The sequence below is a fragment of the Planococcus wigleyi genome (genome assembly GCF_014836985.1).
GTDB classification, from domain to species: Bacteria; Bacillota; Bacilli; order Bacillales_A; family Planococcaceae; genus Planococcus; species Planococcus notacanthi.
The window spans coordinates 868,529-894,280 of sequence record NZ_JACSPU010000001.1 but is presented as its reverse complement, the minus strand read 5'-3'; the positions used below and the strand labels follow the sequence as shown (position 1 = coordinate 894,280).

Sequence of the window (25,752 nt, the reverse complement as noted above, 5' to 3'; positions counted from 1 at the left end):
CTTTATTATAGTAGAAAGGGGATCAAAATGCATCCACTTCAACATCCGCTGTTTATTCAATACATCATCAATTTCAATGAAGAGAAAGACTTTTTCGAATGCCACGAAGTTGGCGAAGAATACTGGAAAGCCGTGGCCCCTAAAGACAAAATGCACCCGCTTACCGGCTGGATCCAACTGGCGGTCGGCATGTATCATTGGAGAAGAAGCAATTACCCGGGTGCTTTGCGCTCGTTCATCCGCGCCAAAGTAAAATTGGCTGCAGAAGGCGTTTGGGTCGAGGGTTTCGACCACGAAAAGCTGATCAGCATTTTAACCGATTCGATTGAAGCTGTCACTGACCGCCGCCCATTTTTTGTGCAGGAAATCCCGATTGTTTCAGAAGAGCTGAAAAAAGCAGTGGATGCCTATCATTCAGAACATCCGCTTGCACAGCAGGATCCCTACTTTCTGATGCACAAACATAGACTTCGTGACCGCACTTCCATCATCAGTTTGCGGGAACAAAAAAAAAGACGGAACCTTTAACTTAAAGGCCGCCTTTTTTTACTGGGCATTTTTTTAGAAATGCTTCGGTTTCTTCTGTTGCAAGCATTCTACGATTCTGCATGATATCTTGGATCTTGTCCACCATTTCATGGCCGATTCCATATCCGCGATGCGATGGATTTACCGATAAATGGTGAATCGTATAAGTTTCTTCGCCGACTTCCACTCCTAATAACCCGACAAAATCATCCCCTTTTTTCCAAAGGAATAATTGCCAATCGGGATTCTCTTCATAGATGTGCATGGTTTGCTGAAGTTTTTTCAGCTCTCGCTCTTTCGGCATAAACGACAACAGGCCCATAGCGATTTTCTCGAATGATTTCTTATATCTGTACAGCATAGTCAAATCCCTCATTTTCGTCTATAAGCGGCTTTTACCATACTACTATAGATCTTCCGATAACTCAAGAGAGCATCGCTTAGCCGGTTATGACATTTTCTGCAAAAAAGATCCAATAAACAATTCCCCAAGCCACTGCCATTGCCAAGATGAAAAGCAATAAAACTACGTTTCCTTTTCTCATTTCTTCAATGCCTGCTGCGAATACGAGAGATCTTGTTTAATCAGATCCTCATTCGTTTCGCGTTTTACTACCAGCTGATGATTGCCGTTTTCTGCGAAAACAACTGCCGGTCTTGCAATACGGTTGTAATTGCTGGCCATCGAATAGCCATAAGCTCCCGTACAGAAAACACTTAAAATATCACCAGGTTCGGCTGCCGGCAATTTAGCCTCTTCAATCAGCTTATCCCCCGACTCGCAGCATTTCCCTGCAATGGTATAGGTTTCGTCCAGTACAGCATTTGCTTTATTGGCCAATAGAGAACTGTATTTCGCTCCATACAATGCCGGACGGATATTGTCCGACATGCCGCCGTCTACCGCTGCGTACTTGCGGGTGCCCGGTACTTCCTTCATCGAGCCGATGGTGTACAGTGTCGTCCCCGCATCACCGATCAAAGAACGGCCCGGCTCAATCCAAATTTCCGGAATTGGATAACCCGATGCTTCGGAAGTCTGTTTGACGGTTTCAATCATTTGTTTTACATAGACAGCCGGTTCCAACGGCTGGTCTTCTTCTGTATAACGAATGCCGAATCCTCCGCCAAGGTTTAAGACCGGACACGTATAGCCCGTCTCTTCTTTCCACGCAGCCATTTTCTGGAGCAGTTTTTCTGAAGCCAGCTGGAATGCCGCTGTATCGAAAATTTGCGATCCGATATGGCAGTGAAGGCCCATCAGTTTTAGATAGCCATGATCATAGGTTTGCTGGAATGCTTTGTCAGCCTGTCCATTTTTCAAGTCAAAACCGAATTTCGAATCTTCTTGTCCTGTCGTGATGTAATCGTGTGTATGGGCTTCAATTCCCGGTGTTACACGCAATAGAATATTCATTGGTCGTTTCAATTGTTCTGAAAGTTTCTTCAATAAATCGATTTCGTGAAAATTATCCACAACGATGCAGCCAATCCCTGCCTCGAAAGCCATTTGGAGTTCTTCCAGACTTTTGTTGTTGCCATGGAAGTGAATTTTTTCAACCGGGTATCCGGCTTTGATGGCGGTGTACAATTCACCTGCAGAAACCACGTCCAACGACAGGCTCTCTTCTGCAGCCACTTGATAAATGGCGATCGTTGAAAATGCCTTACTGGCATATGCAACCTGATAGCCGATTCCTGCCTCTTCGAAAGTTTGCTGGAATGCTCTTGCCCGGTCCCGGAACAATTGGATGTCGTAGACGTAAAGTGGTGTGCCGTAGGTGTTCGCCAATTCAACTGAATCGGTTCCGCCAATCGTCAAATGGCCCTGCTCATTAATCGTTTGTGTGCCGTATAAATGCAATAAAAGCCCCTCCTGATTATGTCTATATGCGAAAAATCTTGCTGAGCAACTACCCAGCAAGATTTTTGTCAATCGGTGATCAAAGCTGAGATCAGCTTGATTTTATCAACCGGTTCACTTGTATATTCGATACTATTATATATCATTTTAGAACATTCTGCGACTTCTTTTGCATTGGAATAAATAGTTGCAATCGATTCTCCGGCCTTAACGAAGTCTCCCACTTTCTTGTGGAGGACGATGCCGACAGCCAAATCGATTTCTGATTCTTTTGTTGCTCTGCCTGCACCCAGCACCATAGCTGCTGTACCGATTTCATCCGCTTCCATGAAGGAAATGTAACCTTCTTCTTTAGAATGAACTTCTGTAACGAATTCAGCTTGTGGCAATAATGTGACATCATCCACTACTGCTGGATTTCCGCCTTGGTCTTTTATAAACTGCTTGAAAACTTCCAACGCTTGTCCATTTTCAATCACTTGTTCCAACATGGTGCGGGCTTCCTCCAAAGTTTCCGCTTTTCCGCCGACTACAACCATCTGACTGCCGAGGACCATGCATAATTCCGTCAAATCTTCCGGACCTTTTCCTTGCAGGGTTTCAATTGCTTCTTTGACTTCCAAAGCGTTGCCGATTGCAAAGCCAAGCGGTTGGCTCATATCAGAAATGATGGCCATTGTTTTTCTGCCGGTCGCGTTGCCGATTCCGACCATGGCATGAGCCAATTCCTTAGCATCTTCAGGCGTCTTCATAAACGCTCCTTCACCTGTTTTCACGTCCAAGACAATGGCGTCGGCTCCTGCAGCGATTTTTTTGCTCATGATGGAGCTCGCAATCAACGGGATGCTGTTGACAGTTCCAGTTACATCACGCAATGCATACATTTTTTTATCGGCAGGAGTCAAGTTGCCGCTTTGTCCGATAACCGCCAATTTATGGTCGTTCACTTGTTTGATGAAATCCTCTGTTGACAATTCAACGTGGAATCCATCAATCGCCTCTAATTTATCGATTGTACCGCCGGTATGGCCAAGGCCGCGTCCGCTCATTTTTGCAACAGGAACGCCGCAAGCTGCCACTAATGGACCCAGAACAAGAGTCGTTGTATCGCCGACACCGCCCGTGGAATGCTTGTCGACTTTGATTCCGTCAATTGCAGAAAGATCGATCTGGTCGCCTGATTCAGCCATCGCCAATGTCAGGTCAGCCCGTTCGCGCTCAGTCATGTTTTGGAAATAAACAGCCATCAGAAAAGCACTCATTTGATAATCTGCGATGTCGCCACTTGTATAGCCCGTGATAACGAACTTAATTTCTTCAGTCGACAGCTCGTGGCCGTCTCTTTTCTTTTCAATCAAATCTACCATTCTCATGAATTTTACCACCTTCTTGGTTTTGTTTTAAATCAGGTGAATCAACGTTTATTGGACTATCCGTTTAACCGGGCCAAAAAGCTTTTGCCGAATTTCGGCATTGCCACTGAAAAGTTTTCAGCGATCGTCGCGCCGATATCCGAAAATGTTTTGCCGGTTTCCAGCTGTTCGCCGCCTGTGAAGCGCGGAGAATAAGCCAATAACGGAACATATTCACGCGTATGATCTGTCCCTGGGAAGGTTGGATCGTTGCCGTGGTCGGCTGTAATAATCAATAAGTCGTCCTGCTGCATTTTTTCCAGCACTTCCGGTAAGCGGGCATCAAATGCCTCAAGCGCATCGCCATAACCTTGCGGATCTCTGCGATGGCCGTAAAGCGCATCGAAATCTACTAAGTTCAGGAAGCTCAATCCATTAAATTCTTCACCTACGACTTGCACAAGTTTATCCATGCCGTCCATATTGTCTTTCGTACGCAAAGCTTTCGTGACGCCTGCTCCGTTATAAATATCATCTATTTTTCCGATAGCGATCACGTCTTTGCCGCCATCTTTCAATTCGTTCATTACAGTGCGTTCAAAAGGCGCCAACGCATAGTCATGACGATTCGATGTCCGTTTGAAAGCTCCAGGCTGTCCCAAGAATGGGCGTGCAATGACGCGGCCAACCAGGTATTCAGGTTCCAACGTCAGTTCGCGTGCAATTTCACAGATGCGATAAAGCTCTTCGAGTGGAATGATTTCTTCATGAGCTGCAATCTGTAAGACCGGATCAGCAGATGTATAAACAATGATTGCGCCTGTTTCCATATGCTGTTGGCCAAGCTCGTCCAGTATTTCGGTTCCGCTCGCCGGCTTGTTGCCGAGAACTTTCCGGCCTGTTTTTTCTTCCAGTTGTTGGATCAATTCTTCAGGAAAACCATCCGGATATACTTTAAAAGGTGTATCAATGTTCAAACCCATGATCTCCCAGTGGCCAGTCATGGTATCTTTGCCGACAGAAGCTTCCTGCAATTTACCATAATAAGCTGCCGGTGAGTCCGAAGATGCAAGCCCTTTCACTGGAACGATGTTTGCAAGACCCAGCTTCTCCATGTTCGGCATATTAAGTCCGCCTACCGCTTCCGCAATATGGCCTAATGTATCTGAACCTGTATCTCCAAAAGCTTCAGCGTCTGGCGCTTCGCCGATGCCCACTGAATCCAGCACTACTAAATGAACGCGTTTAAATGGTTTGATTGTCATATATGTTCCTCCTTATTTTCATTTAATTTTACCACACATCCGTCTCTCGTCGGAAGTCAGACCTCTTTTAAGCACGAGGATGAAATTGAGAATAGACATCCTTTAAACGGGTTTTGCTGACGTGTGTATAAATTTGTGTAGTCGAGATATCTGCATGTCCAAGCATTTCTTGGACGGCACGAATGTCTGCTCCGTTTTCCAATAAATGCGTCGCAAAAGAATGGCGCAGCGTATGCGGCGTCAATTCTTTTTGGATTCCCGCTTTTTGGGCATGCTGCTTCAGCAGTTTCCAGAAGCCTTGGCGCGTCAGCCGTTTGCCGCGTTGATTGATGAACATGGCGTCTGTTTTTTCTCCACTCTTAAGCAACTCCATGCGTCCCACCTCTAAATATGTCTGGCATGATTTCAATGCGGATTTGCCTAAGGGAATGATTCGTTCTTTTCCGCCTTTACCAGTACATCGGACAAATCCCATTGTTAGATGGATGTCTTCTATATCCAAATTGATGCATTCACTGACACGCATTCCACTGGCATATAATAATTCCAGCATTGCCTGATCCCGCAACCCATTTGCTTTGTTGGTGGCGGGCGCCTGAATTAAAGCGTCCACTTCTTCAATTGACAGGATGTTCGGCAGCTTTTTATCCATTTGAGGCATCTCAAGATGGACGGTCGGATCCGTTTCAACGATCCGTTCCCGAATCAGAAATTGATGGAATGACCGAATGGAAGATATATGGCGTGCGACTGTCCGCGGAGTTTTGGTCGATTCTTTCAAATGGAGCAAATGATTTAAGATATGTACCCGTTCGACCCTGCTCAAGGATTCCAGCTGCTCCACTTCTTTTAAATACTGTAAATAAGCTTTCAAATCGCGTTCGTAAGACGATAATGTGTTGTCGGCAAGCTGTCTTTCAACACGGAGAAAATGCACATAATCGTCGAGTGCATCTTTGCCAAAGTTCATCTGTCTGCCTCCTTTATCTATTGCCCGGTAAGTAAATCCTAGTCTTCGTAAACATCTGACAGTTTTCCCATTCAAAAAGGACGGCCAGTATGGGCCGTCCTTTTGGCATCAGTTATTCTGATGGATTTTGAGAATTGCTGTCATTGCAGCGCCAGCAGATGCCATGAAAAGTAAGACGGTGGTCTTTAATTTGAAAATTCCAGCGTTTCTCTACTATATTCTCGACATCTTCCAATAGATCTTCCTGTATTTCATCGACTGCTCCACATTCCAAGCAGACAAGGTGATGATGGAAATGTGCTGCGCCTTCCTGACGCAAATCATAACGCGACACGCCGTCACCAAAATTTATTTTGTCGACAATTTTTAATTCCGTTAAAAGCTCCAACGTTCGGTAAACAGTTGCCAATCCAATCTCCGGTGCAATGTCTTTCACTAAAAGATAGACGTCTTCAGCACTCAGATGGTCTTCTTCATGGTCTAGCAAAACTCGAACTGTCGCTTCACGCTGTGGCGTCAATTTGTAACTCGCAGCGTGTAATTGCTTTTTAATCCGATCGATTCTGGTTTCCATGCGACGCCCTCCCTTAAACTGCCTCTATTATATCAAAAGGGAGTTCTCAATTACAACCATACTATCTGTGGTTTAATTAGAATCGTTACAAAGTGATAATTGTTTCAATTCTCAATTGATAATCGTTGCTTTGCCCACAGTATCGCAAATGCTGTTTTGGCATCATAAATTCGTTCGTCCAAAACCATTTGTTCTGCTTCTTCAATCGTTACTTCCATTAATTCCACAAATTCATCGTCGTCCAACACAGCGCCGTTTGTTGCTTTGCTTAAACCTTCTGCCGCAAACAAATGAACCACTTCGTCCGCAAATCCGGGAGATGTGGCAAAAGTTTGTATTTTAACCAATTTCTCTGCTGTGTACCCTGTTTCTTCTTCCAATTCACGCATTGCCGTATATTCAGGTGCCTCTCCCGGCTCCAGCTTTCCTGCAGGAATTTCCACCAAGGACCGTTCAAGCGCTTTACGGTATTGTTCCACCAAAACAATTTTGTTTTCGGGCGTAATAACGATGATTGCGACCGCTCCAGGATGCTCAATCAATTCACGTTTTGACGTATGGCCATTCGGAAGAGACACATCGTCAACTTTCAAGTTAATAATTTTCCCTTCATATATACGATTGGAAGAGATCGTCTTTTCTTCAAACTTTTTCATTGGAATCCTCTTTTCATTTGTTGTTTCTCTGAGGAAAAGTATACCATATAAGATACGACAGACTAAATGAGGTGCAGAAATGAAGAAACGTTTTTTGGGAAATAGCGGAATTGAGGTAAGTGAAATCGGCATGGGCTGCATGTCCCTGCCAACAGAAAAAAAAGAAGCAGGCATCATTGTAGATGCCGCAATTGCCCATGGCATCAATTATTTCGACACGGCGGATTTGTATAACAAAGGCATCAATGAGGAGGTAGTTGGGCAGTCTTTAAAGCGCCACCGAAAAGATATTGTCCTAGCCACTAAAGTGGGCAACCAATGGAATACGCATTCTGATGAGGTCAAGTGGAATCCGACAAAAGCGTATATCAAAGAACAGATTCACGCGAGTTTAAAACGCCTGCAGACAGATTACATCGACTTGTATCAATTGCATGGCGGCATGATCACGGATGATTCCGAAGAAACCATTGAGGCTTTTGAAGAATTAAAAGAAGAAGGGCTCATTCGTGCGTATGGCATTTCCTCCATCCGGCCTAACGTCATCAAACGCTTTCTCGAAAAAAGTAATATTTCTTCAATCATGATGCAATACAGCCTACTGGACCGCCGGCCGGAAGAACTTCTCGACAGCATTGGACAAGCTGGAAAATCAGTCGTTACACGCGGGTCGCTTGCGAAAGGTCTATTGACTGGTGAAGGACTTCAGCGTGCAGAAAAAATGGGCAGCTATATGGGGTATGCGGCAGAGGAATTGAAAACCACTCTTCAGAAATTATCGGCAGTCCATGACAACCTGCATGCCTTGGCATTACAGAGCGTATTGCAGCACGACACGGTCAGTTCTGTCGTCGCTGGAGCCAGTTCAGCCGATCAGCTCAAAACGACTATCCAAGCATACAAAACACCGGTTTCCACCGAGCAAATCACAGAGGCTAAAACACTGACTCGCCAAGATCTCTATCAGGATCATCGAGAATAAGCTAAACCTAACAAAAAAACCAGCAGCAATCCGTTGTTAACCGACGGGATTGCTGCTGGTTTTCTATTTATAAAGCGACAAGTTTTCCATATCCACGATCCGGATGGCCCGTTGGTCGAATTGCTGGATCCATCCTTCATCTTCAAACTTGGCCAATTTCCGGCTGATCGTTTCCGGCGTAGTTCCGAGATAAGAAGCAAGATCTTTTCGCGACATCGGCAATCGGATCTCTTTGCTTTGGCTGGATTCAGCTTGCTGGATCAAATACAACGCAACTCTCGTCTCCGTATCTTCTGTTGTAAAACTGATCACTTGATGTTCTGCCTGATCCAGTCTCAATGAAAATTCCTTGATGATTTTCAAAGATATTTGTGGATATTTCAAAAACAAGTCGTTTATGTCTCCACTGCTGATCGTACACAATTCTGTAGCTTCCATCGCTTCTGCATAAGAATCGTGGACATTGTCTGTAAAAAGAGCTAGTTCTCCTGTGAAATCACCCGGCTGCAAAATCCGGATCACCTGTTCTTTGCCACTTTCAGTCAAACGGTATACTTTCAATTTTCCTTTATGGATAATGTACAAGGAATTGGATTTTTCGCCAGCCCTGTAGAGAATTTCGCCTTTTGGCAACTTTCGCCCTTTGGTCGTAGCAGCGACTTCTTTCAGTTCGGCTTGTTCAAGATGGTTAAAAATTGGAACGATAGATACACATAGATGCTCATGTGGCGAAGATGGTTGCTTTAACCCATTGCTCTCCATACTTTCCCTCCTGTATTGATCCATATAGTTAAATCTCTCCTTTAACTATACCCGAAAGATCAACCGCCTATATAAGACATGCCGATTTTCTTCCGGCTTTTGGCACTTTCTTCAGTCCGTTCATCGGAATAACGATCTCTTCTCCCGCTCCAAACTGCACCGATTGCATCAAGTAGCTGTAGATCATCCCAATCATCCCGTAGAAGTTTGCGGATATCGAATCCTTCCGTAGCGAAAAGGCACGTGTAGAATTTACCATCTGACGATAATCTGGACCTTGTACACGAAGAACAGAACGATTCTGAAACGGAAGTAATAAAACCAACTTGGGCTTCGCTGCCTTCATAACGGTACCGTTTAGCCACTTCCCCAAAATAATCTTCGTCGACAGCCGTTAATGTATAAACCGATTCGAGCTTCCGGAGGATTTCCTGTTTGGTTACGACTTTTTCAAAGCTCCAATTATTGTCATTTCCGACATCCATAAACTCAATAAAACGCAATGTGATTTCCCGTTCCTTGAAATATGCCGCCATAGGAAGGATTTCAGCATCATTGACATTTTTTTGGACTACCATATTCACTTTGATTTCAAATCCAAGAGCTTTTGCGTAGTCTATTTGTTCCAAAATATTTTCTGAGCTGACCCCTCGACCGTTCAAGCTTCCGAATAATTCCGGATCCAGTGCGTCGAGGCTGATGTTCAGCCTTCTGAGTCCCGCATCGTACAAAGCCTGGCCATGCCGTTTAAGCAGCAAGCCATTAGTGGTCAATCCGACATCTTCTACTCCTTCAACTGAAAAGATCATTTTGATCAATTCCGGCAACCCCCTGCGCAATAAAGGTTCTCCGCCCGTTAATCGGATTTTTTTAACCCCCATCGACACAAATAATCTGGTAAGCCTTTGGATTTCCTCAAAAGTCAGCAATTCCTGTTTAGGCAAAAATGCATAGTCGTCACCGAACACCTCTTTTGGCATGCAGTAAGAACACCGGAAGTTGCAGCGGTCTGTAACAGAAATGCGCAAATCCCTCATTGGACGCCCCAGTTGATCGGTCAATGGTTCCATCATCTTATCCACCTTTCTTAAACACTTCATTCGTATAAAAGAGATTTTTTGGTCTCTTGTTCATGTAGTCATCACTGGAATGGTGACGGTTTTTTTCTTGTATTCAGAAGTGATATCAGTGAATGTACCGACATATCGGACGACTTCACCCGTATCATCCTTTACTGCACTGATATTCAACCATTGAAGGTACTCCTCGCCATTTTTGCGGCGGTTCCAAATTTCGCCTTGCCACATTCCCTTCTGCTCAATTTCCTGCCACATTTCTTTATAGAAGTCTTTTGGCTGTCTGTCGGATTTCATGATGTTTGGGTTTTGGCCGATGACATCCGATTCTTCAAAGCCGGTCAATTTAGTGAAAGCCGGATTCACCGTTTTTATTTTTCCGGAAATGTCTGTCACCAAAATGCCTTGTCCGGTTGACTTGAAAACTTCGGCCGCCAGCTGCAGACGGTCCTGGTAGTACATCCAGACAACCAGCACGAGACTCGCCAATGCTACTTGGGAGAGGAGCATGAATCCGATTGAATATTGGCCCGTAACTGAAAAGATAATCGACAGCATAATCGGTGGGAAAAATCCGCCGAGGCCACCCATCATGGATACGATTCCGTTTGCAATACCGGCCTGCTTATTGAAGTAAAACGGCACTAGTTTAAAGATTACGCCGTTGCCAATACCCGCACTTACTGCAATAGCCAGCGTACCGACTGTGTAAATTCCGATTGTTGGAGAAAAAGCCAACACGATCGCAGCGATGGTATAGATGAAGAACGTCCCCATCAACAGCAGCAAAGGCTGCAGTTTATCGGCAAGCCATCCGCCTACCGGCCGAAGAAAAGTCGCAAGTGCGATAAAGCCGGCAGTCCGCATGCCCGCGTCCACTTTTTCCAGTCCGAAATTGCTGACAAGGAAGTTGGGCAGATAAATCGTAAATGCTACAAAAGAGCCGAATGTGATGAAATAGAACAAGGAAAAGAACCAAAGTTTTTCATTTTTATAAACACCCTTAATCTGCTCAATAATAGGGGTTTTCACTTTCGGTTCATGGCGGTCACCAAAGAAGAAATTCAATGCTGCAAAAATCAGCAACAGGATCAGGTAGATCTTGACAGTGTTTGACCAGCCAATCTGTGTGGCAATCAGTGGAGCAGAAAATGTAGTGACGGCTGTACCGATGTTACCGGCACCATAAATTCCGTTGACGAGTCCGTGTTTCTCCTTCGGATAGTATTTCGGAAGCGAGGTTACCCCTACTGAAAAGACTGCTCCGCCGATTCCCAGGAATAATCCACTGATGATGAGGTCTGTAAAACTGGAGGCTTCACTTAAGTAAAAGACCGGAAACAAAAGCAGGATAAAACTTACTAGAAAAATAATTCGCGCTCCAAAGACATTGGCGTAATAGCCAAGTGGAATCCGCAGAATTGAGCCCAGAACAACCGGCACAGCCGTTACGATAGCCAGTCTTTCTGGAGCTATGGTTATATCTTCGCTGATAAATGGAATCAGGGAAGATATAATCACCCACACCATAAAACCGACCACGAGATTCATTGTTTGAAGGGGCAATTGCAGTTTCTTGATCATCAAAATCACCTTTTCCACTGAATTTTCTGTACGATTTTTTCATATTGATTCCCTGCCTTCATTGTATCCCGAGAGTACCTGCATTTTAATAAGGGAGAGCCCTTCTACTGGGAGGGGAAACCCTTAAATTAAGAAAAGCGCAAGCGCCCGTTTAGTCCCGACCAGCGCTGGAGGAAATGCCGGTAATGGCGTTTCTTGCCATTGTCGGTATTGCCGAAGCGACTCGAGGGACTGGGCGCTGGAGTCTGAAAAAATAAGAAAAGCGCAAGCGCCTAATCTCTTGACCAATAAAAAAAGGCTGTCCCAAAATCATTTTTTATGATTTTGGGACAGCCCCTCAAGCTTTTCAGGTGATAAGGGTATTCAGTTTTTTGTATAATTCATCCTGATCGGCTGCTTTCATGGCTTTTTCAGCCATCGGAAACAGCACGGTTTCCTCTTTCATGAAATGGACCGTCAAGACTTCAAATGCCTCTGCCGCATCCTGAGCGACTGTCTTCATCTGTTCCAATGTCAATAAGTCGATATTGTCACGGGTATGGTGAAAGAAATGACCGATATACGCATCGATCTCCTGATGCTCGTCTTGAATACCGACGAGCGGGCCCTGCTCGAATCCGATATAATTTCCTAATGCGGGAAAAAAGAATTCTTCTTCTTTGTCCGTATGATTTTTAAAAGGCTCAATAAACTCAAAAAGTTTTTGGCGTAAAATCTTCATGTTTTCACGGCCAGCTTCCAGGCTAAGCCCTTCATCTTCAAAAGACAGGACCAGCGCATGCCATTCATTCATTAAGAACGTTAAATAAGCATGTTCATTTTCCAATAGCCTCATACCAGGTTCCTTAAAACGAAGCTCTGATTTTTCTGTCATCAAAAGACCAACTCCCAGCTTTTCGTCAAAAATTCAATAGTTTTTTCTTTAATACGTATTCCACTAATTCAGGCCTGCTCTTCAACTGGAGCTTTTCCATAATTTTTGCTTTATGGGCTTCGACCGTTTTTACAGAAATGAAGAGCTTTTGGGCAATTTCCTTATTGCCATAACCCTTCGCAACCAATGGCAGAACTTCGATCTCCCTTTTGGACAATAATTCAAAAGGATCCGATTCTTTTACTTTGTGGTCTTTATTGACTAATTCGCGTACCAATGAAGTAGCCATTTTGGGATGGATGTAGGTTCCACCATTGTAGATGACGCGAATGGCCTGAAGCAATTCTTCATCCGGCGCACTTTTCAACATATAACCCGAAGCGCCATTTTTTAATACATGAAACAAATACTCTTCATCATCATGCATCGTCAGCACAAGAATCTTGGTTTCAGGAAAATCTTCCTTGATCTTCCCTGTCGCCACTAATCCGCTCTCGCCAGGCGGCATGCTCAAATCCAGCAGCAGCACATCCGGCTGATGCTTGGCTACCATCTGGTAAGCTTCAATTCCATCAGCTGCCATGGCGATCACTTCCATATCCTCTTGGAAATTGAGGATCATTGAAAACCCACTGCGCACAATCGCGTGGTCATCCGCTATGACTATCTTCATTTCGCCACCTCCCGCTTTTCGTCTAAAGGCACACGCAAATGCACGGTCGTTCCTTTACCGACTTCAGAATCGATGGTTACATTTCCCGATACCAATTCAGCTCGTTCGTTCATGCCATAAAGGCCAAGCCCTGTGCCCATCGGATGGTCTCCAACGATAAAACCTGCACCTTTGTCTTTTACGCTCAACTGCAAGCTATCCCCTTCTTCGAATAAATGAACTTGGATAGTCTCCACTTGCGCATATTTTATCGCATTCAAAACAGCTTCCTGGCAGATCCGATACAATACGGTTTCGACTTCATTTTCATAACGGGTCTTTTTGACTGTCGACTTAAAATCAATGGTTAAACCGAAACTTTCCTCCACCCGTTTAAAGTGGGAACGGAAAGCCGCCTCCAGCCCAAAGTCATCAAGCGCTGAGGGACGCAGTTCTACAGACAGATTACGGATATCGTCCATCAACCGGATTAATGTTGACGTACTTTCATTGGTTTTCTTCAAGACTTCTGTGTCATCTGTCATGTATTTAAGTGCACGCAAATCCACGACCGCACTTAAAAGTTCTTGCGCAACGCTGTCATGCAGCTCTCTTGAAATCCGCTTGCGTTCATTTTCCTGGGCTTTAATGACATTTTTCATCATTTTGTTTTGCTGCAGTTTGTTTTGCGTTTCAAATTGCATCGACAAATCCCTTAAGATGAAGACCCTCGTGCCTTTTTCCGCATCGATAACATGGAAGGTTGCTGCGTACGGAACAATGCCTTTTCCGACTGTTTCCAAAAAAACCTGAAAAGAGGTGAAGTCCTCATGATTGGAACTTGTGAAATAACAGTCTTTGCAGGTTGTCAGATCGCTTTCGCTGGTATACCCTCTGCAGACATTGCATAAGGCGTTTTCGGCTCCTTTTTTCAGCTGTTCCAGCACATGGTCATCCATTATATTTTCTGCTGCCGGGTTCATTGAAATGGTACTGCCTTCGCTCGTAAAAAAGAAAATTGCTTCTGTGCTGTTTTCGTACATCTTCAGCATGAGATCAATCAATTGATCTTTTTTCCCCGAAATCAATTCCACATCAATTCCTTCCCGTCCAGCGTTCCTATGTCGGATTTAGACATGCTGATCAGCATCTGCAATCTTTCCGGTGTCATCAAATGGGGTTCTCTAAAGCCGCCCAACAGCACCCCTACCACTCTTCCGCTATGCCATAACGGAGCAGCGCCAATACTCTTTAGGTTTTCAAGTTTTAAAATAGGATAGTTGAATAAATCTTCCTTTGCTGCAAATTTTTCCACATCAGCCACCAGAATAGGTTTGCCATTCTTAAAAACGCCTCCCGCTATTCCTTTGCCTGATTGCAGCACTACTTTTTTTATGCGTTCACTTATGTTGCCTGAAATGTATTGCCATTTTAATACATGCAAGTTTTCCGCCGGTTCGACTAAAGCAAGCGCAATAATATCACAACCAAGAGCTTCCCGGATTTTTTCAATTTGCAATTGATATTCTTCTGTATAATCCATGCTTTTGTCTCCTATTAAACTAAAAAGAGAACATCTCTTTAATTTGTTGGTTTATGTCTCCTGTACAGGATATAACTTCTGCCTACATAATTCAACGGTACACTCCAAACATGCACAAGACGGGTAAACGGCCAAAAAGCAAATATGGCAAAGCCTGTTAAAACATGAATTTTAAACGACCAAGGCACGTCTGCCATGATAGCCGGATTTGCTCTAAACAAGAACAAATCCCTGAACCAGACTGAAATCGTCATGCGATAATCGAAGTCGGGCTGCACTACATTCGTGACCAACGTGGCATACATTCCGACGAACACAATGAACAAAAGCAGTGAGTTTACTGCAAGATCAGAAAAAGAACTTAATTTGCGGACACTGGACAGCGAAAAGCGTCGAAAAGTGAGAATAATCATGCCGATCAACGTCATGAAACCAAAAATCCCACCGATATAGATAGCACCGATATGATACAAATGATCATTGACGCCAATAGCATTCATCCAGGCAATCGGAATTGCCAACCCTCCGATATGGCCAAAAATGACAGGAATAATGCCAAGGTGAAACATCAAGCTGCCAATCATTAATTGTTTTTTTTCAATAAATTCACTGGATTTGGCTGTCCAATGAAATTTATCAACTCGGTAGCGATAGATGTGCCCAAAAACGAAGATGGCCATGCAGAGGTAAGGAAAGACCACCCAAATTAATCTATCAAGCGTTTCCATCGACAGGCACCTCCTGCTCGATACAGACTTTAAACGTTTCACGCAATCCTTTAACAAGATGGAAATAGGGGCTGTCTTTTTTCTCAAGTGATTTCAACAGATGATAGGTTCCATCCTCCAGAACGGCAATCAGCATCTGGAAACTCTGAGGCGCCCGTGGATCCCCCAGCCACTCAGCTGCATAAAGAAATTCGCAAATGAGTGGCAGGAAATCGGATAATTCCGAATCCGGCATTTCAAGACCGAACATTTCATACGAGACTTTCAGTTTAGCAAGCATCTGGCCCCGTTCTTTGGCATCTTCAAACTTGAAATAGGTCATGAACAGCGTGCTGTCTTTGTCAAAATCAAAAATATCGGTATACATTTCCTGGATTTCATCCAAGCTCAATTCATGCATCAGTTCCCAATATTGCTGAACATAATTATACGCCGGATGATCCGCATCGAATGATTCCTCAATCAACGATGGATGAAAATCAAGCTTCTGCGGATAGGTCAAGTGATGGGCAAAAAAACCGAATGACAATTTATAACGATATAGTTTCTCTAAATTAATCACGCCATATACCTCCGTAGAAGTTTTCTTCATAAATTTCTTTACCGGTTTTCGTAGCTGTTCCAGTTGGGCTTGGCGTTGCCGGGCCACAGCTGTCACAGGATCCACCGGAGTCAGTTCCCCACCCTCCCATGCCTTCTGTATCAAACCCTTCCATCCCCTGCGCACGGTACGGATTGACACGTCCTTCTCTATGCGTACTTGGAATGACGAAACGATCCTCATATTTGGCGATTGCCAGAAGGCGGTACATTTTCTCAGTCTGATGGGCTGTCATGCCGATCCGTTCCAGGCGGCTTTCATCGAATTCCTTGCCAGTTGTCTTGGCACGCATATACGAGCGCATCATTGCCATGCGCTGCAGCGATTTCTTAACTGTTTCCGTATCGCCGGCCGTCAGCATATTCGCCAAATACTGAATCGGGGTCCGCATTTCTTCGATTGCCGGGAAAATCATATCCGGATTTTTAATAGAATCTTTGCCTTCAAAATAGTTCATGATTGGACTAAGCGGCGGCACATACCAAACCATCGGCAAAGTCCGGTACTCCGGATGTAACGGGAAAGCGAGTTGATGTTCAATCGCCAGTTTGTAAACCGGCGAGTTCTGCGCTGCTTCTATCCAGTCTTCTGATATGCCATCTTTTCTGGCCATCGCAATCATTTCAGGATCAAACGGGTCAATAAATAGGTCACATTGCGCTTTGTATAAATCTTTTTCGTCTGGTGTGGAAGCCACTTCCAGCACGCGATCTGCATCATACAAAAGCACCCCTAAATAACGGATGCGGCCCGTACAGGTTTCTGAGCAAACGGTTGGCAGCCCCGCTTCGATCCGCGGAAAGCAGAATGTGCATTTCTCGGCTTTATTGGTTTGCCAGTTAAAGTAAACTTTTTTGTAAGGGCAGCCTGTCATACAATAGCGCCAGCCTCGGCAAGCTTCCTGGTCGACCAGGACGATACCATCTTCTTCGCGTTTGTAAATCGCGCCAGAGGGACATGATGCTACACAGCTCGGATTCAGGCAGTGTTCACAAAGTCTCGGTAAATACACCATAAACGCTTTATCGAAATTGAATTTGATTTCTTCTTCGATTTTTTGGATATTCGGATCCAACGGTCCCGTAATATGCGCTCCTGCCAGATCATCTTCCCAGTTCGGACCCCATTCAAGGTCCATCTTCTTCCCAGTGATGGCTGAATGTGCACGTGCAACCGGTGAGTGTTCCAATTCTCCAGCGTTGGTCAAATGCTCATAATTATATGTCCAAGGCTCATAATAATCCTTCATTTCCGGCATATCCGGGTTGTAAAAGATTTTCCCCAACGCGACTTTTGATAATTTATTCCCTGACTTCAATTCCAGTTTCCCTTTGCGGAGCTGCCAGCCGCCTTTATAAAGTTCCTGATCTTCCCAGCGCTTCGGATACCCGATGCCAGGTTTTGTTTCCACGTTGTTGAACCACATATACTCTGCACCTTTACGGTTGGTCCACGTGGTCTTACACGTGACACTGCAGGTATGGCAACCGATACATTTATCCAAATTCATCACCATCGCTACTTGCGCTTTAATCTTCAAGCCAGTCAACCTCCTTCATTTTCCGAACTGCCACGTATTCATCGCGCTGATTACCGATAGGGCCGTAGTAATTGAAGCCGTAACTGAGCTGAGCATATCCGCCGACCATTTGAGTCGGTTTGAGGTGAATGCGGGTCGGCGCGTTATGGCTGCCGCCACGGGTATCCGTAATTTCAGAACCAGGCACTTGAATGTGTTTGTCTTGAGCGTGGTACATGAACATCGTACCCCTCGGCATCCGGTGGCTGACGACAGCGCGCGCTGTGACAACGCCGTTTCGGTTATACACTTCGAGCCATGCATTATCGTCGATATCGTGTGCTTTTGCATCTTCGTTGTTGATCCAGACAGTCGGACCGCCGCGGAATAGCGTCAGCATATGCTGATTATCCTGATAGGTGGAGTGGATATTCCATTTGCCGTGAGGCGTCAAATAACGCAGCACCAGCGAATCAACGCCGCCTCTTATCTTTTTATCATTCTTGCCGAATACCATCGGCGGTAATGTCGGTTTATAGATTGGCAAAGCTTCGCCGAACTGCTGGAAAATTTCATGGTCGATATAGAAATGCTGTCGGCCTGTCAATGTCCGGAATGGCACTAAACGCTCAATATTTGTTGTGAATGGAGAATACCGTCGCCCCATTTTATTGGATCCACTGAACACCGGCGTCGGAATAACTTCACGCGGTTGGACAGTGATACTTTGGAACGTGATTTTTTCTGCTGCGCGGTCTGCTGAAATATCCTTCAACTCTACGCCTGTATCTTTTTCTGCTTCAATATATGCTTTTTGTGAAACACGTCCGTTTGTTGCCGATGAAAGGTTCAGCATGGCATCCGCCACTTGTCGAGCCGTTTGGATTTTTGGCAAACCATTTTTGATGGTTTCATCAAAGAACGTACCGTTGATGTGCTTCAATTCCTCATACTCATCCGCTACAGAGAAGCTGACACCATGCGCACCGGTTTTGCCGACAGCTAAATTAGGTCCCAAGGTAATGTATTTGTCATGTATTTTGGTGTAATCCCGCTCTACAATACTGAAATTCGGCATTGTTTTGCCAGGGATTGCTTCGATTTCCCCTTTAGTCCAATCTTTAACGACACCCATCGGCTGTGAAATTTCACTTTTTGTATCATGTGCAAGAGGGGTGATGACCACATCTTTATAGACGCCAGGCAAATGTGTTTTCGCCATCTCTGAGAATCTTTCAGCTAATTTAGCGTAGATATCCCAATCAGAACGGGATTCCCACAGGGGGTTGACTGCCGGATTAAATGGATGTACAAAAGGATGCATATCAGTTGAAGACAGATCGGTCTTTTCGTACCAAGTCGCTGCAGGCAAGACAATATCTGCGTATAGAGGAGTCGAAGTCATCCGGAAATCAAGTGCAACCATAAGATCCAGTTTGCCTTCAACATCTTCCCTCCAAACGATTTCTTCTGGTTTTTCATCGACGTTCGGTTCAGCCAACAAGCCATCTTTGGCACCTAACAGATGCTTCATAAAGTATTCCTGGCCTTTAGCAGAACTCGAAATTAAGTTGGAACGCCAGATGAACAGTGTTCTCGGAAAGTTCTCCGGTGCACCTGGATCTTCCACCGCAAATTTCGTTTTACGGGAAATAACTTCTTCCACTGCGTAATCGATAATCTCTTTATTGGTCTTTGCACCTTTTTCAGCAGCTTCTTCTGCAAACAGCAAGCTATTTTTATTGAATTGTGGATATGAAGGAAGCCATCCTAATCGTGCTGCCAGCACATTATAGTCAGCCGGGTGCTGATAGGCGACATCTTCTGCCAAAGGTGACGTCAACACATCTACGCCACTTTCCTCATATCTCCATTGTTCTGTTGCAAAATAGAAGAAGGAAGTTGCATTCTGCAGTCTTGCAGGGCCTTGCCAATCTTTCGCGAAAGCCACAGTCGACCATCCTTCAATCGGACGGCATTTTTCCTGTCCGACATAATGCGCCCATCCACCACCATTGACGCCCTGGGAAGCTGTCAGAATGACCAGGTTCAAAATTGCGCGGTAAATCGTGTCGCTGTTGAACCAATGGTTGATGCCAGCGCCCATGATGATCATCGAGCGTCCGCCTGTATCGATCGAGTTTTGTGCAAATTCACGTGCAATCTGCGTAACGATTGATGCTTTGACGGATGTCACTTTTTCCTGCCATGCAGGAGTATAAAATGAGGTTTCATCGTCGTAGCCTTTTGCATTATATTCACTTTCCGTACGGATAATTCCGTATTGGCTCATCATCAGATCATAAACAGTTGCCGCGTAGCGTTCTGTACCATCTGCCAATATTACTTTTCTTGCAGGAATAACCCGCTTGAAGACGCCATTTCCCTGATTATCGAAATACGGGAAGACGATTTCCTTCCATTCTTCCTGGTGGCCAACAACACTCATCGCCGGGTCCACTTTGGAGCCATCTTCATTTTCGAGAATCAGGTTCCATTTTTTCTCTTCTTCCCATCGCTGCCCCATCGTGCCATTCGGCACCATCAATTTATCTGCAGCTTCGTCGAAAATGACCGGTTTCCATTCTGCATGCTCTGATGTATCTCCCAAATCGCTGGCGCGCAAGAATCGTCCACCTTTTAATGTATCTTCATGCGGATCCAATAAAATCATAAATGGCATATCCGTATATTGTTTCGCGTAATTGATGAACATCGGCTCTTGGCGCTTTTGATAGAATTCATCCAGAATAACGTGCGTCATGGCTTGAGCTAGTGCTGCATCCGTTCCAGGGTGAGGAGCCAGCCAATTATCGGCGAATTTAACATTCTCTGCATAATCAGGAGCTACCGATACCACTTTTGTTCCTTTATAGCGGACTTCTGTCATGAAATGCGCATCCGGTGTTCTGGTCATTGGAACATTCGATCCCCACATCATCAAATACCCGGCGTTATACCAATCCGATGACTCCGGTACATCTGTCTGTTCTCCCCATATTTGTGGAGATGCAGGTGGGAGATCCGCATACCAATCATAAAAACTAAGCATTTCACCACCAAGAAGTGAAATAAATCTTGCTCCTGAAGCGTAGCTGACCATCGACATCGCTGGAATTGGCGTAAAGCCAGCCACGCGGTCTGGTCCGTATTTCTGTATGGTGTAGATCAATTGTGCTGCGATCAATTCCAAAGCATCTTCCCAATTGACGCGGATGTGTCCGCCTTTTCCACGGGCAGATTTATAGAACATCGCTTTCTCAGGATCTTCTACAATACTTGCCCATGCATCCACCGGGTTCGGGTGGCTGGCTCGCGCCGCTTTCCAAAGACGCCAAAGTTTACCGCGCATATAAGGGTATTTCACTCGCAGTGGACTGTATTCATACCAGGAAAATGTAGCACCCCTTGGACAGCCGCGCGGTTCAAATTCAGGCATATCAGGTCCGCAGGAAGGATAATCGATCTGCTGATTTTCCCACGTGATGATTCCATTCTTCACGAATACTTTCCAACTGCATGATCCTGTACAGTTTACTCCGTGTGTGGTGCGGACTACTTTATCGTGCGACCATCTTTGGCGGTACATATTTTCCCAATCCCGGCTTTTTTCCTCCAGGATGGACCAACTGCCCGAATAACTTTCGACTGGTTTAAAGAAATTCAATCCAAATTTTTTCTTCATCGCGTATACCCACTCCTTCTCATGAATGAAAACTATTGAAGGGAATCAATTACAAATTCATTCGTATGCTTTTATTATGTTAGTCCCCTATACAAGTTCCCATTAGGGAATGTCCTACAGAAGCACTGGAATTCCCTTGTTCATTGAAAACTGCAAAAATACTGTTTAGCCCAAAATTTCCATATTCCATTATTTATCGAGGGTTTCCGATAAGCTGTCCAATAAAATCAGGTTGTTTTTCATTGAGATATGCCTCAAGACAGTGAATTCCAGCAGATTCTTATTTTCTCCAATGAAAAACCGAAAAAAAATGCCGATTTCCATCTATTTTTCCAGCTTCAAAACTCCCCGTTTCTCATCGGATAAGGGAGTTCCCTCTTTCACCAAAGGAAATGCCCTAGCTGGAAAATCAGCGGTTTTTGGCATGTTATACTGAAAAAAAATGAGGGGAATGAATGACTATGTCAGGACCATCTTTGCGCCAGCTGCATGCCCATCATGCCATCCATGAAGGCGCCTTATCTGGAGCAGTAACTAAAACAGAAGAAGTTGAAGATTTATTGAGAGCTAAAGAATACGAAGTTGCCCATCAAGCGGCGGATCATTTGCTGGAGTATTGGGAAACACGGATCATCAGCCATGCGGATGCAGAGGAAGAAGGATTTTATCAGGAAATGATCGACCAGAAACCAGAACTCAAGCAAACAGTGGCTGATTTGACACGCGATCATGATATCTTGCGCATCATTGTGGCTGACATCAAAATATTGCTTGCAGAAGAAGGCCTCAACTATGAGGTCATGAAACAGTTTCATGCACTTTTGGTAGTGAACGCTATCCATAGCCGCGATGAAGAACGTCTGCTGCTTCAGGAGCCTTCTATATGATAAAAGCGATTGGCAGAAACGAGCTTTGCCATTGTGAAAGCGGCAAAAAATATAAAAAATGCTGTGGGACGGACGGATCCTCCAAGCTGATGATTGAAGAACAAAACAAAGTACTGCAAGGGACGCTTCGGGATTTTTTTGAAAATAATCCCCGTCGGTCAGAACAGAAAGAATTGGTGAAATGGAAAGATAAAGTCGAAAACCTTCTCGTCCCACTTTACGGAGAAGATAAATCGAATGGCATTATCGGAGATATCTTTTTCTTTTCTGAACGCGTCGATGTATGGAATAGTTTTATTGAACGGAAGATCATCAAGGAAGAAAGAATGCAAATCAAACTGATCCTTGAATCCTGGCTTAACCCACTGTTTATGGCCGGCGAAGTTCTTTCCGTTTCCAATTACCAAGCTCAAGTCCGTGATTTGCTGACTAAAGATATTATGGAAATTGAGGTTAATGAGTCTTTTCCGGTTGAAGCTGGAACCATAGCCACCGGTTTCTATTTGCCCGATGTCCGGATAGGCGAGCATTTCATGATGGTGTTGAACAGCCTGACGGTTGCTGTTAAAGTGAAACCGGAAAGTGTCCGAAAGCTTCAGGAGATGTATCAGTCATCCGAAACGGCAAACGCAAAGGAATTCTACAGCCGGAACATTTTGGCTGTTTACCAGCTCCTAAGCAGTGGCCTTCTGAGCACCGAAAAAGTCGCTTATGCTGTTCTTGAAACTGTGGAGGAATTGGAGAATTTCCTAATTGCCCATGATTTGAAGAGTGACGAATTAATCGAAGCCTTCTTTCATTACGCAGAACCCTTAGCAATGATTCCTAAAGAAGCGGTCGCCGGCGCAGTCCAATTTGCCATCGATCACCAATTGGTGAAGCTCGACTGGAAGACTGAAGAAACCGCACAGCATTTTGGAGTGGATACAGAAGGACTGACACTTTTCAAAAATGACCTCGGTTCTTTTTATCACACCGCCAAAAGCAAAAAAGACCCAGAGAAAGGAGCCGTTTATGCATTTGAAGTCGGAACGGATCCCAAAGGCAATGAACTGCAGAATTGGCAATTATATATGCATTTGAAAAATGCGACCATTACAAGTGAAAATGAATTGAAACGCCAGATGGAGTACTACCACAGCAAATCCTATGAACCGAAAACCAAAGCTGAAAAAGCTCAGTTTCTTGCCTACAGTGCCTATACAACTATAAATCGGACCAGCCAAGTGGAGCAGATTCAGAGGTTGGATCCCCAAAATACAGATGCCTTCCTACTGGCAGCTGAAATGGAAGAGAATTTGTCCTTAAAAGAACAATTGCTTCAAAAAGCGGTTTCCAGCGGAAAAGAACGCTTTGAACCGGAAATGGATGTAGCTTGGTTGTACGTTCCAAACCGGCCTTATTTGAGATCCCTATTTTTGCTTGGAAATTTCTATTGGGAGCAAGCCCGCTTCGAAGAGGCTTTCCCTATTTATTATGAGTTGCTGCGTTTGAACCCAGGAGATCATCAAGGGGTACGATATTTAGCGGTTTCGGCGTTAATCGCCTTGGGCCGCCTTAAAGAAGCCGAGAGTCTGATCAGCCATTACGAAGAAGAACTCAGCGATAATGCATTCTATGCTTGGTTGAGGTGGTCTATGGAGCGGCAGAAAGGAATACTTTCCCAAACTGCTCAAACAACTTATATAGAAGCCATCGATCAAAATCCATACGTAAAGAAATATGTCGAACAACGGATTGCCGCTTTGCCTTATCCGAAATCGTCTGTCATCACCCCACGTTCTCCTGAAGAAGCAGGGCTAATCTGGACGTTTTTGGCACCTACTCTCGAGAATCTGTAAGCAAGATTCGAATCAGCAGAACAACTGAATAAATCAAAAAAAGAGGCTGTTCTTCTTTAATAGAAGTTGCAGCCTCTTAATTTATTCAGCTATTGATTGAACTTGTTTGATTGTCGTCTTTTGCAGAATCAAAATTCCCTTGACCAACCCTTTGGCGAATTTCATCTTCAGTTAACTTTCTTCCGATGGGTCCTGTCGGAATATCAGTGGAACTATTTTCTCTTTCCGCACGTTCCACTCGCGCAAAACCTGCATTCGTTTCACGGCCAATCCGTTCTCTTTCAGCCCTGCTTGAATAAGTTTCTTCCGTTTTTTTTTCATCAGCCATTGAAGTTCCTCCTTTTAATGATTGTCAACTAAATTTCCATCAAGCAGAAGTGTGGGTGGATACATATTCACCATAACACCATTTTTCTGATTATTCAAAACAGAAGAAAATTTATGGAATAATTTTGACTCAGTTTTCTTTTGGCATTTTAGGGATAAATCGAACCCTCAACGACAATTTTACCGATAGTTCGCCCTGTGAGCAGGTTCTCATAGGCTTCTTTTAATGTCTCTGGATTGAGAGGCGCAAGTTTTTTGGACATTGTCGAACAAATTTCCCCTTCATCCACCCAATCTGCCAACTGGTTCAGAATATGATGCTGTGAAATCATATCCTCTGTTTGATACACTGAGCGCGTATACATCAACTCATAGGAAAAGCTGACCGATTTTGAAAACAAAGCTGGATGAAGCGGCTTCATTGCCGGTAAGATCGAACAGATTTTGCCTTGTGGAAGGATAGCATTAGCCATGCTCTCCATGTGGTCATCGATATTGGTTAAACAGAATATATAATGAACCCCCGAAATACCCAAAGCTTCCAATTGCGGTTCAAAAGCTTCGTGATGATTGATGATAAAGTCTGCCTTATGATTCAACGCCCACTCTTTTGATTCTGGACGGGAAGCAGTTCCTACGACAGTCAATCCGGCTAATTTAGCCATTTGAGTGGCCACAGATCCCACCCCGCCTGCTGCACCGATGATCAAAATCACTTTTTCTTTGTTATCAGTCGGATTCCGTGATACACCAAGCCGATCAAAAAGCGCTTCGCTGGCTGTGACGCTGGTCAGAGGCAGTGCTGCAGCTTCCGCAAAACCGATTCTTTTCGGCTTCTTTCCAACAATCCGCTCATCTACCAGCTGGACTTCGCTAAGGCTTCCCAGCGCAATGCTTGTACCGGCATAAAACACTTCTTCTCCCACCTGAAACAACCTGCAGTCATCCCCTGTTTCTACAACAATTCCTGACGCATCACGTCCAACGACCGTTAATGTCTGATCATCTTCCCCTTTGGCGTCACGAGTCCGCAGATCCGTCGGATTGACCGACACCGCACGGACTTCAACAAGCAAATTTCTTCCTGCCGCTTTTGGACGGTCCATTTCAACCTTCTCAAAATTCGGCGCCGCTGTTTTCGATCCCGGATTATAAAATCCTAATACATTCATCTTATCTTTACTCACTTCACTTCGCCGCCCTTTCAATCTTATGAATATTCATTGATAAATCTCCAGTCATTTTACTCTTCCCTCTAAATAGGTTCAAAAACTTTGCCTTTGTATATGACAATGTTATCCAACTATAAAGCAGGTAATCCTGACTTGTTTTATCCCATCTAAGCTGAAGGTAATGCTTCAGATAATTAAATATTCTAAAAATATGGAAAATTAAGTTGTTTTTTATTTTTTATTTGTTATTATGAATAAATAGGTTCACTAAAAAATAAAAGAAAGGACACATATCCCTAGTAAACTATTT

Annotated in this window: 24 protein-coding genes; 4 read left to right on the top strand and 20 right to left on the bottom strand. The window is 44.4% G+C overall.

Going from position 1 to position 25,752, the window contains the following annotated elements:
- The first annotated feature begins 27 nt into the window (after positions 1-27).
- The gene (locus H9630_RS04170) at positions 28-528 is read left to right on the top strand and encodes a DUF309 domain-containing protein (protein WP_191714204.1); all 501 of its coding nucleotides are present in this window, start codon (positions 28-30) and stop codon (positions 526-528) included.
- Position 529: 1 nt separating this feature from the next.
- Here H9630_RS04170 and H9630_RS04165 read toward each other — a convergent pair whose 3' ends face one another.
- The 7 genes from H9630_RS04165 to H9630_RS04135 form a co-directional block, all read right to left on the bottom strand.
- Complete coding sequence (locus H9630_RS04165) at positions 530-889, bottom strand: GNAT family N-acetyltransferase (protein ID WP_191714203.1); 360 nt, start codon at positions 887-889, stop codon at positions 530-532.
- Between the two features lie 180 nt (positions 890-1,069).
- On the bottom strand, positions 1,070-2,392 hold the full coding sequence (lysA, locus tag H9630_RS04160; RefSeq protein WP_191714202.1) for a diaminopimelate decarboxylase: 1,323 nt from the start codon (positions 2,390-2,392) through the stop codon (positions 1,070-1,072).
- Positions 2,393-2,460: 68 nt separating this feature from the next.
- Positions 2,461-3,765 carry a pyrimidine-nucleoside phosphorylase gene (locus H9630_RS04155; protein ID WP_191714201.1) on the bottom strand — a complete coding sequence of 435 codons (1,305 nt, stop codon included), beginning with the start codon at positions 3,763-3,765 and terminating at the stop codon, positions 2,461-2,463.
- Positions 3,766-3,821: 56 nt separating this feature from the next.
- Positions 3,822-5,009, bottom strand: a complete 1,188-nt coding sequence (gene deoB, locus H9630_RS04150; protein ID WP_191714200.1) for a phosphopentomutase — start codon at positions 5,007-5,009, stop codon at positions 3,822-3,824.
- 67 nt (positions 5,010-5,076) lie between these two features.
- Positions 5,077-5,979 carry a site-specific tyrosine recombinase XerD gene (gene xerD, locus H9630_RS04145; protein ID WP_191714199.1) on the bottom strand — a complete coding sequence of 301 codons (903 nt, stop codon included), beginning with the start codon at positions 5,977-5,979 and terminating at the stop codon, positions 5,077-5,079.
- 112 nt (positions 5,980-6,091) lie between these two features.
- Complete coding sequence (gene fur / locus H9630_RS04140; protein ID WP_008430965.1) at positions 6,092-6,553, bottom strand: ferric iron uptake transcriptional regulator; 462 nt, start codon at positions 6,551-6,553, stop codon at positions 6,092-6,094.
- Positions 6,554-6,657: 104 nt separating this feature from the next.
- Positions 6,658-7,209: an NUDIX domain-containing protein gene (locus tag H9630_RS04135; protein WP_191714198.1), complete on the bottom strand. Its 552-nt coding sequence runs from the start codon at positions 7,207-7,209 to the stop codon at positions 6,658-6,660.
- 79 nt (positions 7,210-7,288) lie between these two features.
- On the opposite strand from H9630_RS04135, the gene H9630_RS04130 reads away from it, so the two are divergent.
- Positions 7,289-8,191 (top strand): aldo/keto reductase, encoded by a 903-nt coding sequence (locus H9630_RS04130; protein WP_191714197.1) that lies wholly within the window; start codon positions 7,289-7,291, stop codon positions 8,189-8,191.
- Positions 8,192-8,254: 63 nt separating this feature from the next.
- Here the strand turns inward: H9630_RS04130 and H9630_RS04125 are convergent, their stop codons facing one another.
- From H9630_RS04125 to H9630_RS04075, 11 genes are all read right to left on the bottom strand, one after another.
- Positions 8,255-8,953 (bottom strand): Crp/Fnr family transcriptional regulator, encoded by a 699-nt coding sequence (locus tag H9630_RS04125; RefSeq protein WP_191714196.1) that lies wholly within the window; start codon positions 8,951-8,953, stop codon positions 8,255-8,257.
- Between the two features lie 59 nt (positions 8,954-9,012).
- Positions 9,013-10,026, bottom strand: coding sequence for a GTP 3',8-cyclase MoaA (gene moaA, locus H9630_RS04120; RefSeq protein WP_191714195.1), 1,014 nt, complete (start codon positions 10,024-10,026; stop codon positions 9,013-9,015).
- Positions 10,027-10,083: 57 nt separating this feature from the next.
- Positions 10,084-11,613 (bottom strand): nitrate/nitrite transporter, encoded by a 1,530-nt coding sequence (locus tag H9630_RS04115; RefSeq protein ID WP_191714194.1) that lies wholly within the window; start codon positions 11,611-11,613, stop codon positions 10,084-10,086.
- Positions 11,614-11,959: 346 nt separating this feature from the next.
- Positions 11,960-12,487, bottom strand: coding sequence for a hemerythrin domain-containing protein (locus H9630_RS04110; RefSeq protein ID WP_191714193.1), 528 nt, complete (start codon positions 12,485-12,487; stop codon positions 11,960-11,962).
- A 25-nt stretch (positions 12,488-12,512) separates the two neighbouring features.
- Positions 12,513-13,160 (bottom strand): response regulator transcription factor, encoded by a 648-nt coding sequence (locus H9630_RS04105; RefSeq protein WP_191714192.1) that lies wholly within the window; start codon positions 13,158-13,160, stop codon positions 12,513-12,515.
- Positions 13,157-14,191 carry a sensor histidine kinase gene (locus tag H9630_RS04100; protein ID WP_191714508.1) on the bottom strand — a complete coding sequence of 345 codons (1,035 nt, stop codon included), beginning with the start codon at positions 14,189-14,191 and terminating at the stop codon, positions 13,157-13,159. The genes H9630_RS04105 and H9630_RS04100 overlap by 4 nt, the downstream gene beginning before the upstream one ends.
- Positions 14,192-14,223: 32 nt before the next feature.
- A complete protein-coding gene (locus tag H9630_RS04095) occupies positions 14,224-14,682 on the bottom strand; it encodes a GAF domain-containing protein (RefSeq protein ID WP_191714191.1) in 459 nt (152 codons plus the stop codon).
- A gap of 38 nt (positions 14,683-14,720) precedes the next feature.
- Positions 14,721-15,410: a respiratory nitrate reductase subunit gamma gene (gene narI / locus H9630_RS04090; protein ID WP_191714190.1), complete on the bottom strand. Its 690-nt coding sequence runs from the start codon at positions 15,408-15,410 to the stop codon at positions 14,721-14,723.
- On the bottom strand, positions 15,397-15,972 hold the full coding sequence (gene narJ / locus H9630_RS04085; protein ID WP_191714189.1) for a nitrate reductase molybdenum cofactor assembly chaperone: 576 nt from the start codon (positions 15,970-15,972) through the stop codon (positions 15,397-15,399). The genes narI and narJ overlap by 14 nt, the downstream gene beginning before the upstream one ends.
- Positions 15,965-17,551 (bottom strand): nitrate reductase subunit beta, encoded by a 1,587-nt coding sequence (narH, locus tag H9630_RS04080; RefSeq protein ID WP_191714188.1) that lies wholly within the window; start codon positions 17,549-17,551, stop codon positions 15,965-15,967. The genes narJ and narH overlap by 8 nt, the downstream gene beginning before the upstream one ends.
- Positions 17,541-21,215: a nitrate reductase subunit alpha gene (locus H9630_RS04075; protein ID WP_191714187.1), complete on the bottom strand. Its 3,675-nt coding sequence runs from the start codon at positions 21,213-21,215 to the stop codon at positions 17,541-17,543. The genes narH and H9630_RS04075 overlap by 11 nt, the downstream gene beginning before the upstream one ends.
- 461 nt (positions 21,216-21,676) lie before the next feature.
- On the opposite strand from H9630_RS04075, the gene H9630_RS04070 reads away from it, so the two are divergent.
- Positions 21,677-22,102 carry a hypothetical protein gene (locus H9630_RS04070; protein WP_191714507.1) on the top strand — a complete coding sequence of 142 codons (426 nt, stop codon included), beginning with the start codon at positions 21,677-21,679 and terminating at the stop codon, positions 22,100-22,102.
- Complete coding sequence (locus H9630_RS04065; protein ID WP_191714186.1) at positions 22,099-23,943, top strand: tetratricopeptide repeat protein; 1,845 nt, start codon at positions 22,099-22,101, stop codon at positions 23,941-23,943. Before H9630_RS04070 ends, H9630_RS04065 begins: the two co-directional genes overlap by 4 nt.
- 85 nt (positions 23,944-24,028) lie before the next feature.
- Here the strand turns inward: H9630_RS04065 and H9630_RS04060 are convergent, their stop codons facing one another.
- Together H9630_RS04060 and H9630_RS04055 are read right to left on the bottom strand one after the other, a co-directional pair.
- Positions 24,029-24,271, bottom strand: coding sequence for a hypothetical protein (locus tag H9630_RS04060; RefSeq protein ID WP_191714185.1), 243 nt, complete (start codon positions 24,269-24,271; stop codon positions 24,029-24,031).
- A gap of 148 nt (positions 24,272-24,419) precedes the next feature.
- Positions 24,420-25,457 (bottom strand): zinc-binding alcohol dehydrogenase family protein, encoded by a 1,038-nt coding sequence (locus H9630_RS04055; RefSeq protein ID WP_318247976.1) that lies wholly within the window; start codon positions 25,455-25,457, stop codon positions 24,420-24,422.
- Positions 25,458-25,752 lie beyond the last annotated feature (295 nt).